We start from the raw sequence: 11,843 nt of genomic DNA on the forward strand, positions 1-11,843 counted from the left end.
ACGGGTACGCGGCGGCCATGGGCCACGGCCAGGCGGTGGACAAGGTCAGCCGCGGGCGCGCGGAGCGCATGGCCCGCCGCCTGATCGCGGCCGACCGTCATGACCCGCACATGGCGCCGGGCTACCCGTTGGGACGGAACATCGTGGACGGCACGGAGATGGCCACGAGCTGGGAGGACATGGCGATCGTGCTCGCCGGCCCGAGGTCGGGCAAGAGCCTGTGCTACGCGATTCCCGCGGTCCTGTCCGCGCCGGGCGCATGCCTGGCGACGTCGAACAAGGGCGACATCCTGGACGTGACCGCGCCGATCCGGCGTCTGAACCATCCGCAGGGGCGGATCTGGGTGTTCGACCCGGAGCGGATCGCCGACCCGGACCGGCGGCGCGCCCCGTGGGTGTGGGATCTGATCGCCAGCGTGAGGTCCATCGCGGACGCGAAAAGGATCGCGGACTGCTGGAGGTACGCGTCCGGCCAGCCGCAGACCGGCGGCGACGACTTCTTCCCGGGCACCGCGGCCCAGCAGTTGTCCGACTACCTGTTCGCCGCGCGTCTGGGCGGGCGGAGCGTGGGCGACGTGTTCCGGTGGGCGTCGAACGAGCGCGACACCACGCCGGCGGACATCCTGAGCCGGTATCCGGAGTACGGGGGCATCGCCGGTCGTGTGAGCAGCGTGATCGGCCTGACCCCGGAGACCAGAAGCGGCGTGTTCGGCTCGCTGCAGACGATGGTCGCGTTCCTCGCCGACCCGGACGTCATCGACTGGATCCAACCCCGGGAGGGCGACGGCACGCCGCAGGGCCGTGCCGTGTTCGACCCGTACGAGTTCGCCACGAGCGAGGACACGCTCTATCTGCTGAGCGCGCAGGGCCGTCCGTCGACCGCGCTGACCGCGTCGCTGACCGCGGTCGTCGCGTTCACCGCGTTCCAACGCGCCCAAAGCGAGTTCGCGGACAACAACCGGCGTCTGCCCGTCCCGTTGTGCTGCGTGCTGGACGAGGCCGCGAACATCTGCCGCTGGCCCGAGCTCAGCGATGTCTATTCGTATTTTGGCAGCTCCGGCATCCCGATCATGACGATCTGGCAGAACCCGGACCAGGGCAAGGCCGCGTTCGGCGAGACGAACTTCGGTTCCCTGTTCAACAACGCGAACGTCATGGTGTATCTCGGCGGCATCAAGGACAGCGGGTTCCTGGGCGAGATCAGCCAGCTGGTCGGCCAGAGGGACGTCGTCAGGAGCAACGTGACCGTCGACGGGCGCGGGTCGCGCACCGTGAACCGGACGGTCCAGCAGGAGGACATCATGCCGGTATCCCGGCTCGCGGAATGGCCCATCGGCCGCGCGCTCGTGCTCGCCTCGCAATCGCGCGCGCAGATCGTCGCCACGCTCCCGTGGACCGAGAACCGTGAATGGACCGGGGCATTGGAGAAGGCCGGGAAGACCGATCGGGGAAAGGCGGCGTGACATGGACGACATGACGAACCCCACGGGCGCGGAGGACGCTTCCGGCGGCGGCGCCGTGATGGACAGGGCGGTCAGGGCCGCCCGCGACCTGCTGGCGACGCTGGCCGAAAGCGGCGAGGGCGTCAGCCTGGTCACGATCCTGACCAAGGCCGTGTTGGAGAACAGGGCCGCGAAACGATCCGGCGTCGGCGCGACGCAGCCGACCCCCGCCCCGCCTGCGCAAGCAGACGGCCCGGCCGGCAGGTCGGAGGAGCCGGCCGCCGAAGGCACGACCTCCGGCGAACGGGACGCCGTGACGGGCGACGGCTCCACGGACGTCGCGTCCGGCGTCGTGAGGACTCCCTACGCGCCGTCCCGCCCCACGCCCGATGGAGAAGATGGGACGGATGATGGCGGAACGGATCCGGAGACCGAGGAGCGTTACGACGCGCAGATGGGCGCGCGCGTATCCACGGCGGAGACGTTCTACCCGTCCCTGCCCGCGTTCGTGGAATGCTTCCTCGCCCATGTGTTCCCATTCCACCAGTCCGCGTCCTCCCACATCCAATGGGTGCCGGACTGGTGGAGGCATCCGGCGCTCGTGCTCCCTCTGGACGCGATCTGGCGGTCGTACGAGACCGCGCGCAGAAGCCCCGGCCAGATGATGATCTGGTACATCCAGGCGTCGTCAATGCTCGACCGCGTGTTCGACAAGGACCGCGGCATCGTCGCCTCGCTGGACGCGGCGGCGATCACCACGGTCAAGGGCGCCCCGCTTCCATGCGAGAGGCCCGGACGCGCGTGGCGCGCCCCGATCGTGGACATGCTGTCAGTGCCGGCCTCGCCGGCCGGCCATAAGGACGATGTTGACAACGGCAAGGAGGAGAACTGATGGTCCAGGACATCGAGGACGGTCTCGACCAGGCCATGATCCAGGCGTGGCAGAACACCGCCATGTCGCTCAGGCAACTGGCCGTACAGTTGCGGCAGGACGTGCGGCAGAGCAAGCGGGAACGCCGGGCGACCATGGATCGGGAGAGCGTCAACCGCGAACGGCAGCGGCGCATGCTCGAAGACTGGGAGAAGCAGAACCGGCGGCGGTTGAACGACGGGCTCGAGCAGACGTTGCGAGCCACGGTCCTGCATCCCGACTTCCTGAAGGAGACGCGTCCGTCGGACGTGGACCTGCTGAAATCGTGGAGCGTGACGGACTGGCTTTCCCGCGAAGGCGAGCCCGGGTTCGCGGCGGAACTCCGACGCGCCCAGGACATCCTGCGTTCCGAGTGGAGGATGCGCCACGGATCGAATATCGAGGTGGAGGCCGACCGGATGACCAACAGCGTCACGATCTACCACCACGGCGTCACCGGCGAGATGCAGGAAACCATGGAACAGCTCCGCAAGGGCGGCGTCATGGGCATCGACGTGATCGAACTGAAGGACTCGGAATATCGGCATCGGTTCGGCGACAAGGCCCGATTCCACGTCGTGTCCCGCATGAGCGGCGAATGGGACGGCTGGGATCGGGACATGATCACCCAGGCGGTGCTCGTCAACCCGCTGTCGGGCAACGTGGACGAGCTGGCCGACCGGGTGGGCATGCTCCGGGAGATCGGTCTACCCGAATCGTCCGGCGCGGACAACACCGCGGTCGGCGACGAGCCATCCAGCGTCAGGGAGACAGGCGCATACGAGTCCCAACCCGCCGCGCCCATGGCCGACACGGAATCCCCGCGGCACGCGAAACCCGTCGAACCCGGCTCGTCGGACGAGGCTCCCATGAGTCTGGATGAACCCGAGGAATGGCATGGGCCGGACATGTTTGGCGCATACAGCGTCCCTCAAGAGGCCGGACTGGCCGAAGACAGGCATCCGGACGGGAACGCCGCGTTCACACCGGAAACCGTGCCCGACCGCCCTCATACCGCCGGTACGCGAAGGAAGGCGTGAGCGTCCTGCCGGATTCGGCGGCATGCCCTTGCCGGGTTTGCCGCGATGTATCCACGCCCGGTATGAAACGCACGGCGGGGCCATGCGCGGGCAGGACCCCACCGTGGTCAGATGATGGCGGATCCCATGCCGCGGTCGTTCGTGCCCGTCGCGATGTTCATCGGGTCGGCGGGATCCGTCGGATCCGACGCGGTCCCGTGCCGTGCGCGGCGGCTCGTGCCCTCGGGATCGTGGCCGGACCGCGCGGTCCTCGCCAGCCGTTCGATGCGCCGCTTGAACCCGGCCGCCCTGTCGAGCTCGTCCCGGTACGCGTCGCGGTCCCAGTCGTCGTCGTACGCGTACTCCAGCTCGTTCGCGGCCATGCGGTCCATGAAGACCTGTTTGTATCCGTCGCGCGCGTGCAGGATCAGGTCGACCAGCCAGCCGGGCTCCTCGGGGAACCTGTCGAGCGCGGCGACGTACCTGTTGTGGTCCTCGTCGCGGATCAGCGGCGGCACGGTGTCCAGGCGCAGGCATTCCTTGAACATGACCAGGCGGCCCACGCGCCCGTTGCCGTCGAAGAACGGGTGGACCTTCTCGAACATCCAATGGCACATGGCGATGCGCAGGGGGTCGTCGTCCAGCCGCGCGTACGCGTCGTACACCTCGTCCATGAGCGCCGGCACGTCCTTGGCGGGCGCGGTCGAGGCCGCGGACACGCCGAGCATCTGGACGATCTCGTTGTCGGCCGTCTTGTAGTCGCCGACGTTGCGCCAAGACTGGCGCTCCTGGCTGGTGCCGTGCTTGAGGATCGCCTGGAGCCCGCACACCAGGGTCCGGTCCACGGGCTCGTCGACATGGTCGAGCATCCAGTTGAACGCGTCGAAGTGGTTCGCGGTCTCGATCGCGTCGTCCAGGGTGATCTGCTCGTCCTTGTCGGTCAGGAACCGTCCCGTCTCGAAGATCTGCGCGGTCTGCGCCGCGGTCAGCGTGGACCCCTCCATGTGGTTCGAGTTGAACGAGAGCTGGACCTGGGTCCAGTAGAACATGGCGTGGTCGACGTGATGGTCCCGCTCCCACACCAGCCGGTCGACGAGTCTCGTCTTTCGTTCCGCCATGATGGCCGTAGCCTCCTGTCCGCCGATGCCGCCCGCTTGCCCATATGGGCGGGCTTGATTCCATCCTTCAACAATCATCCCACGCCCTCACGTCCGGCCCGACATGCGCGGGCCGGATTCCCCGCCCGGCCACGGGTACGCGATGGAGGGCGTATCCGTTCCCGGCGTCGTGCCGGGCATGTCCGTCCATGAGGGCTCGTCGAGCCCGTACCGGTCGAGGATCCGGTCGAGCTCACGCAATCCCTCGATGACCGCCCGGTTGCGCCCGGCCTCGTCCGCGGCGTCGATGCTGCGTGCGATCCGCCATGCCTTGTCGACGAGCACGCTCATGTCGTGCGTGGTGAGCGCATCCAGGTGGCGCTCACGCCCCTGATGCATGACGGGGCGCCGGTTCTCCATCGCGGCCCGCCATTCCATGACCGCGAGGTTCGAGTCGTTCGGGTTCGCCGACCATGTTTTCCGCAGTTTCTTCAACCGCATGTCGGGGCCGAGATCGGTGGCCGACAGGCGTTCGCGCCAGCCATCACGGCTCCGCCAGGTGACCGCGTAGCCGACGACCTGGGAGCGTTGCGTGAACGATCCCTTGCCCACGCCTTTGCGCAGACGCGGGTCGATGTTCAGTCCCTCGCGGCGCACGCGTCGGATGAACTCGTCCTCGCTGCGCGACGCCAGGGCGCATGCGCGCACGATCCGTCCGATCGCGTACCGGGGCATGGTGTCCGCCATGACCCGCGCGCATAATCCTGCCCGTTCGTCCTTGGACAGGTCCGTCCACGGCGTTGCGCCCCGATAATCCTGCCGGGCCTTCCACTCGGCCCACTCGCGCCACTCCCGGCAGCTGTAGCGGATGTGCTCACGGTCCAGGACGGCGCCGAGCTCGACGAGCTCGGGGCGTTCGCGTTCCATGTCCCTGCACGCCCGCTGCGCCTTCCTGCGGTCGTTGAACGGGTTATACCAGCCGTCGTCCCTGGCGAGTTGCACGACGATGTGCACATGGTCGTTGCCGTTGCGGGACAGGCCGTGCCGTACGGCGACCCAGGTCATGCCCGCGCCGTCCGCGTCGGCCATGCCCATCCGCTGCAGGAAGTCCTTGACGATCGAATCCCATTGCGTGTCCGTCAGGATGCCCTCGCCCGCACGGATCGCCAGCGAGCAATGCCAGATACGGTCCAACCCGGGACGGTTCTCGGGATTGTGCCGGCCGCTGCGCCGATCGGGAGGACACGACTTCCCGTCGATAAGACGTTCCCGGTATCGACGGTCGAACATGTCCGCCAGATCGGCGAACGACTTCGCCGGCTTCCCGTCGCAGTTGAAACCTCGTTGCATGTCAGGGCTCGACCCGATCAGGTGCTGGTCCCGATGCTCGTTGTGCCGTCCCTTGCCGAACAGGTAGCGCAGCAGTCCCTTCGGATCCGATCCTCTCGTGATATTGGGCATCATAAACCCATCGTCCGCTCCGCCTGGACTCGGCGCGGAGGACACCTATGTTGACCGCGCCGAGTCCAGGTGCCGTTGACCGGCGTGCGAAACGGCGTGTGCTCGGGCCCGGATGATCGCGGGTGACACGCCCTTCATCGGCGCCTCCCTGGAGAACAACGGCATCACCGCCCGCATCGGCAACACGGGCCACATCCACCCCGGTGGTCTGATGACCGTCGCATACAATGGACAGAAGGCCACCGGCAAGGCGTTCTACCAGCCCGTCCCCTTCTGGGCGTCCGACGATGTGAACGTCCTGTACCCGAAGTTCCATCTCACCGAGAACATCGCGCTGTTCCTCTGCCCCTTGTTCTGGGAGGCCGGCAGACCCTACGCCTTCGAGAACAAATGGGGCAGGGAGATCATGAAGGACGGCACGATCTCCCTGCCTGCTGGCGAGGACGGGCAACCCGATTGGCGGGTCATCGATTCCTGGATGATGGGAATCCGTTCAACGGCTAGAACGCATCTCGATCTGTTGGGTCGATTCATCTAGGGCTTTCTGCCGTCAACGCGTATATGCCTGTCCCTGTCCGGATGATTCCATGGCGATGTTGGCCGGATCCGCGGGATCGGTCGTTTCATATGGTGATCCGTGTCGTTCGCGGAGGCTGCGTAGTTGCACCGTGGGGTCGAAGAGCGCCGCCTGTACGAATCGTTGCAGCGGCTCGTCGGTCTGGAGTTCCGGGTCGCTGGTGTTCGCGAGGACCAGTGCGTCCCGGAAGTACTGGCTGTTTTCGGCGAACGGTTTGTTGTCGATCTTGAATCCGAGGAAGTTGAGGTAGATGATGCCGAACACGGCGGTGGTGCGCGTGTTGCCCTCACGGAACGGGTGGATCTGCCATATGCCGGACAGGAACCGGAACACGCTGTCGGCGACCTTGTGGCGGTCGGCGCGCCGGTAGGAGCCGATGCGGGCTTGTTCCGATCTGAAGTCGTAGTCGATGGTCTCGTCGATCCACAGGAAGTTGGAGTATTGCACGGTGTCCCCGTTCAGTACCGGTTCTTTCTTAGTGAGGTTCTCGACGCGCCAGTCGCCGACCCAGTCGTTGCGTATCGCTCCGGTCTCGTCCTGGAGCACGTCGGTGAACAATCGGCTGTGTATGGATTTCAACACGTCGGGTGCGAATGCGAATCCCGGGTTCTGAAGGATCTCGCTGATGCGCTGCGCGACGATGTCGGCCTCGCGGTGATCGTGTTGGTCGGGATGCTCCGCATGGTAGTCGTTGAGTTCCCTGGCGGCCTGGTCGTATGTGATCCGGCCGTTGATCTGCCTGTCGGCGACCTCGTAGGCGTATTCGGATGGTGTCAACCCGTCCGCGAATTGCAGTCCGAACCCGATACGCCAGCCTTGTTCCCGTGACTCCCTGGTGCCGTTGGGATCCGGCACCTCATAACCATCGATCATCTTGCTCGCCTTTCACCGTATGTCGCCGGATGCGTGCATGTCGCCGTCCGGTCCGATGCCTGTCGGGTCGTCCATGGTGATGATCTGCCTGTCCGCAAGATCGATGTCACGGCTTCGGCCCGCGTGTTGTTTCATGATCCGCGCGGTCTCGACCTTGGTCTTCAGTGCGTCGCGGATCGCGTCGATCCTCGCCGGGGCGTACATGCCGTAGGAGGCGAGCCTGCGGGCCGTTTCCTCCGGCCAATCGTCGAGCAGATCGAGGTCGTACCGGCCCCAGTTTCTGACCAGCGTGAGTTGTCTGCGCGCGGTGGGTGTCTTGTAGGTGGCGTAGAAGGGTTTGGACTTGTAATCCCCGGTGTCGATTCTGATCTCCCCGCACCACAGGGAGGCCCCGGTGTCGAACAGGGGCGCCGGCCGTACATGCAGCGTCTCGACGTCGCGGATGAGGCCGAAGTTGTTGTAGTGGCGGTCGGTGTTGCGCATGAGCCAGTCCACGAGCAGCCAGTCGTCCGTCGCGTCCGATGCCGCCTGTATGTCGCAGCCGAAGGATTGCGCGGCGAGCAGCCACGCGTCGCGGGCGTCGAGCCGGTTGTCGGTCTTGACGGATCCGAGCAGCTGCCATGCGGAGACGAGCTCCTCGGTGTCCGTGAGCATCTGCCCGCAGATCGACACGGCCTTGTTGTCCGTCTCGCCCAACCGGTATTCGACCGCCTTGATGCCGAGTCTGCGCGCCAGGCTTGTGGCGATGAGCTCGTTGACCGGCTCCTGACCGGTCCTGCCCGCCTTGATAAGGAGTCGTTCGCTGTTCTCCCCGATCGTCCAGCGTTTGGGCAGGTCGCCTCCGGTGGATGCGTCCGGCGCGTTGAAGCTGAAACGGTGCGACGAGGAGCGGAAGGTGAGCATGACGCGCCCCACCTCCTCGTCGAAGGGGTTATGGAAGAAGTTCACGTCCTTCCATTCGAGATCAGAGTCCTCGTCCCTGATCCAGTATTGGTCGGAAAGGCTGAGCCCGTGCGAGCGTTCCAGGAGTTCCGTGGCGGACCTCACCCCGAGGGCGTCCAAGGCGTTCCTCAGGCCGTCGCGGGTCGATGGGACCGCCCGGTGCCGCCACCATTCGTTGATCCGTCGCGCGTACACGGCCGGCTTGCCATGGTCCACAAGCTCCCGGGGCAGACGCCTCGCGTCAAGGATGACGCCGCTTGAGGCGCATTCGCCGGTACGCTCGTCCACCTCGTATGAGAGCACAGGTCGTGTCCGGCACATGATGAGTCGCCGTCGCATCGCTTGCCTCCATTCCCTTTTCTCCCCGAATCAGAGCCGAGCGTGTTCGCGGGTTCGTTCGCGCGCATGGCGATGGCGGTCGGATCCGATGCTCCCGCCACGGGATCGTCGTCAACGGACGTTTCCTCTTCGATGGGCCGGCCGTTGTCGTCGAGCGTCTGGTGGTTCTGGTTCCATGTGGCCAGCCATCCGATGACGGTGTCGTCGTCATTGAGATACCATGCGGCGAGCATGTCGTTGAACGCGGACCGGTCGGGGTCCTCCGTGGGCACGATGAGCGAATGGCCGTTGTCTCTCATCATCAGCAGTCCGTTTGCGGCCAGCAGGGCCGTGCGCTTGTTGCCGTCGCCGAACGGCTGCACGCGGGCGAGATACGCAAATAGCCTGCTCGCCTCGGACAACGTTCCTTTGCCGTTTGTGAGACGTTCGATGGCGTTTTCCATCTCGTCGCGTTCGGGAACGGGAGGATAGTAGTCGCCTCGTGCAGTGCGTACGAAGATGTTGGATGTGGTGCGGATCGTGCCGGGCTCGATGGCCGCGGTCCTGGTCAGTTGCGCGTTGATTCCACGCACGTAGTCCACGTCGATGCCGTTCTCGTAGTCGTAGTGCAGGGTCCATGCCGCGGCGTCGCGCAGATCCTGCAGAAGGGCGAGATCCTGACGCGAGCCGATCACCGCCGGGTTGTTCGTTCGCAGGAACTCCCTGGTCGCCATGTACGTGGAGGACAGGTTGTCGAACGTGCGCCCCATGGAATACAGCACGCCCGTCAACTGTCGTGTATTCAGGCTCTTCATCACCGCCTCCTCGATGCTCCGTCTTTCCCATCATCGCATATCCCGGGCATAGGGAGTGCTCGCGCCGGGCGAACGAGCTGCATCCGGCTTCGGTTTCCCCACGCGATCGGCCCGGTCTCCATCATCGCGCAGGCCGGCGGAGATGATCCGGTCGATCCCGGCCATGATCCGCTCGCATCGATCGACCTGATTGCGGACGGTGGTCACGTCCTCGTGTGCGGCGCCTAGCTCCGTGTTGGTCAGTCGTGCGATCTGGTTGATGTTGTGGCCGATCCGCCAGATCTCGCTGCGGATGCGCCGCAGTTCTTCGACCGTGGGGGAGTCGTGTTCCTTCTGTTCCCGGACCTGTTGTCCGTCTGCCTGCCGGTAGAGCTCCACGGTGGTTCGTGCGATCGACTGGCGGCGTTCCGCGGCGACGCGTCGCATGAGTTGTTTGGTTTCCGCGTCGACGCGCATGATGATCGTCCTGTCGCGTCGCACGCCTTCGACTTGCATCTGGTTCACGGTCATTGTGGTTTTTCCCGGGTTCCCGTCAAAAATTCCCGGCCGTTCACGGCCTTTTCTCGTTCTTGGTTTCTGTGTTTCGGCCTGTGGCACTCGGGTGTTTTTCCTCCGGCTCCTGCCGGAGGGGCAAGCATGGTTTGTATATACAAACCGTATAGCTTGCTCCCTCTGGATATCTGTAGGGGTACTTGTACCCGTATCTGTGCTTCTACCGATTGCCTAGCGCTAGCTGGCGTTATATGCCAGATGTGCCTGTACCTGTATCCCTACTTGTAGGGGTAGCTGTGTGGATACTTGTATGCCTATAGCTGTCTCGATGCATTATCTGTCGGCGTGGTGTCACGGTTTGATTTCCTTCCGTCCACGAATGGCATTGAGCAGTTCCCGGCATTTGCGTTCCACCTGCCAGTCTGTTCGTTCCACGATGATGTCGACCTGCGGGTCTTCGAGCGCCTGCGAAATCAGAAGACGCATGAGTTCGCTGCGCGTGAGCTCGCCTTTTATCGCGTATCGGGTCAGCACCTCGTGTTCCGCTTCGCTCATTCTCGCGGATATCCGGTCGTCGTTGCGGTTCTCCCCGGAATGCACGGGTGTCGGACGAGGGATGTCCGCGAAACCCAGGTCGTCTCCTTCGTGCAACGCTTCCGCATCGTCGGGGACGATGATGCAACGGATGAAATGGCCGATTCCTACGCCGAGCTCCTTGCATTTGTCGCGCAACCGTTGCGCTGTTTCATGATCGATCTCGGTGTTGAACTGCTTTTTCATGAACATGTCGTTCCTTTCGAATACGTGTCGTCAACGGTCATTGTCCGGCGCTTTCCCGTTTCGCGCGGAGGACAGGCTGCGCCGCCGGCAAAGGAAGCGGCCGGCATCATTCGACGCCGGCCACCGTTCGCTCCCGCGCCGTCATCCGTCCCCGTTCCGGCCCCGGGTGTCGACCGCGTCGTCGTCCATCGTGCGTCCGTGCCGTCCGTCCCGCGGAGGACATGCGGCGCGCATGAATGGGCCCCGTCCCGTTTTTCAGCGGGCGGGGCTTTCGTGTATCCGTGGTCAGTTTTCCCGGCCGGACGCGCCGGGTCACATGGCGATGCCGAGGAGAGGGGCGAACACGGCGGCCAGTCCGAAGACCATGAGGATCGTGAACACGACAGCGCCGATGTAGGCGATGACGGCGAGCAGGGTGCGTACCGCGGCGCTTCCGGCGCCGTCCATGATGCCGGGAGAGCTCATGCGACGGCCGATGATGCAGCACGCGCAGGCGGCCACGCAACAGACGAGCACGAGCGGCACCTGGAGAGCTCCGTTGAGTCCGACGGCCCAGTTCCAGGCGGATCCGAGCCATCCTCCGACGGTTGCAAGCAGGGGTTCCATACGGGTTCCTTTCTTTGGGTGTGTTCCGTTCCCATCCATCCTTGGTCCGGTTCGCGGGTGTCGCGGAGGACACCCGTCCGCCGCCGATGCCCGTCGTGGTGTCCTCCGTGCCGTGTGCGCGTGGGGCGGAGGATGGTCGTGAAAGCCGGTTCCTATATAAATAAGGAGTGATTCGATGTCCAAACGTGACACGCGTCGGGCGTTGACCAGATTGTTCGCGGATCGTGACGACGCCGTGACGGCGTACGCCGTCGCGTACCTGGAGAGGGAGAAGCTGAAGCGAAGGATCGCCGGTCTGGACGACGGGCTGCGGGAATTGAAACGCAAGGCAAGGGAGTGCGGCGCGCGCGCCGGCGACCTTGAGGCGGCGGAGCGGGCGATGCTGCAGGATCTCGACGGTGACGATACGGGCGAGGCGGACGGCGGCGGCCATGACATGGAAGCCGAGGGGGCGACGTCCGGTTCCGACGTCGTGGATGCCGTGGAACCGTCCCCGGTTCCGGTTTCCGAA

Annotated in this window: 13 protein-coding genes; 5 read left to right on the forward strand and 8 right to left on the reverse strand. The window is 65.1% G+C overall.

Annotation, left to right across the window (positions count from 1 at the left end; translation table 11 throughout):
• The 3 genes from BITS_RS08485 to BITS_RS09575 all read left to right on the forward strand — a co-directional run.
• Nucleotides 1–1,463: type IV secretory system conjugative DNA transfer family protein (locus tag BITS_RS08485; RefSeq protein WP_044259819.1), on the forward strand; the 1,463-nt coding region annotated here is incomplete at its 5' end.
• 1 nt (nucleotide 1,464) lies between these two features.
• Nucleotides 1,465–2,334, forward strand: a complete 870-nt coding sequence (locus BITS_RS09570; RefSeq protein WP_051264349.1) for a DUF4913 domain-containing protein — start codon at nucleotides 1,465–1,467, stop codon at nucleotides 2,332–2,334.
• Nucleotides 2,334–3,392 carry a hypothetical protein gene (locus BITS_RS09575; protein ID WP_051264350.1) on the forward strand — a complete coding sequence of 353 codons (1,059 nt, stop codon included), beginning with the start codon at nucleotides 2,334–2,336 and terminating at the stop codon, nucleotides 3,390–3,392. Before BITS_RS09570 ends, BITS_RS09575 begins: the two co-directional genes overlap by 1 nt.
• Before the next feature lie 107 nt (nucleotides 3,393–3,499).
• Here BITS_RS09575 and BITS_RS08495 read toward each other — a convergent pair whose 3' ends face one another.
• On the reverse strand, nucleotides 3,500–4,489 hold the full coding sequence (locus BITS_RS08495; RefSeq protein ID WP_081693539.1) for a Fic family protein: 990 nt from the start codon (nucleotides 4,487–4,489) through the stop codon (nucleotides 3,500–3,502).
• Nucleotides 4,490–4,576: 87 nt separating this feature from the next.
• Nucleotides 4,577–5,932, reverse strand: coding sequence for a relaxase/mobilization nuclease domain-containing protein (locus BITS_RS08500; protein ID WP_152571205.1), 1,356 nt, complete (start codon nucleotides 5,930–5,932; stop codon nucleotides 4,577–4,579).
• A gap of 109 nt (nucleotides 5,933–6,041) precedes the next feature.
• Between BITS_RS08500 and BITS_RS08505 the strand changes: the two genes are divergently transcribed.
• Nucleotides 6,042–6,467, forward strand: coding sequence for a restriction endonuclease subunit S (locus tag BITS_RS08505; protein WP_026642204.1), 426 nt, complete (start codon nucleotides 6,042–6,044; stop codon nucleotides 6,465–6,467).
• A 12-nt stretch (nucleotides 6,468–6,479) separates the two neighbouring features.
• On the opposite strand, the gene BITS_RS08510 is transcribed toward BITS_RS08505, so the two are convergent.
• The 6 genes from BITS_RS08510 to BITS_RS08535 form a co-directional block, all read right to left on the reverse strand.
• Nucleotides 6,480–7,379 (reverse strand): Fic family protein, encoded by a 900-nt coding sequence (locus BITS_RS08510; protein WP_051264351.1) that lies wholly within the window; start codon nucleotides 7,377–7,379, stop codon nucleotides 6,480–6,482.
• A 12-nt stretch (nucleotides 7,380–7,391) separates the two neighbouring features.
• Nucleotides 7,392–8,537 carry a HipA domain-containing protein gene (locus tag BITS_RS08515; RefSeq protein ID WP_238556586.1) on the reverse strand — a complete coding sequence of 382 codons (1,146 nt, stop codon included), beginning with the start codon at nucleotides 8,535–8,537 and terminating at the stop codon, nucleotides 7,392–7,394.
• Complete coding sequence (locus BITS_RS09580; protein WP_052366684.1) at nucleotides 8,450–9,454, reverse strand: Fic family protein; 1,005 nt, start codon at nucleotides 9,452–9,454, stop codon at nucleotides 8,450–8,452. The genes BITS_RS08515 and BITS_RS09580 overlap by 88 nt, the downstream gene beginning before the upstream one ends.
• A 30-nt stretch (nucleotides 9,455–9,484) precedes the next feature.
• The gene (locus BITS_RS08810) at nucleotides 9,485–9,964 is read right to left on the reverse strand and encodes a MobC domain-containing protein (protein WP_051264353.1); all 480 of its coding nucleotides are present in this window, start codon (nucleotides 9,962–9,964) and stop codon (nucleotides 9,485–9,487) included.
• Between the two features lie 333 nt (nucleotides 9,965–10,297).
• Nucleotides 10,298–10,732, reverse strand: a complete 435-nt coding sequence (locus BITS_RS08530; RefSeq protein WP_026642205.1) for a ribbon-helix-helix protein, CopG family — start codon at nucleotides 10,730–10,732, stop codon at nucleotides 10,298–10,300.
• Between the two features lie 306 nt (nucleotides 10,733–11,038).
• Complete coding sequence (locus BITS_RS08535) at nucleotides 11,039–11,332, reverse strand: hypothetical protein (protein WP_026642206.1); 294 nt, start codon at nucleotides 11,330–11,332, stop codon at nucleotides 11,039–11,041.
• A gap of 175 nt (nucleotides 11,333–11,507) precedes the next feature.
• Here BITS_RS08535 and BITS_RS08540 point away from each other — a divergent pair.
• Nucleotides 11,508–11,843, forward strand: a 336-nt coding sequence (locus tag BITS_RS08540; RefSeq protein ID WP_044259825.1) for a hypothetical protein, incomplete at its 3' end; no start/stop codon positions are given.

It is taken from the genome of Bifidobacterium tsurumiense, assembly GCF_000741765.1.
Taxonomy (GTDB): Bacteria; Actinomycetota; Actinomycetes; order Actinomycetales; family Bifidobacteriaceae; genus Bifidobacterium; species Bifidobacterium tsurumiense.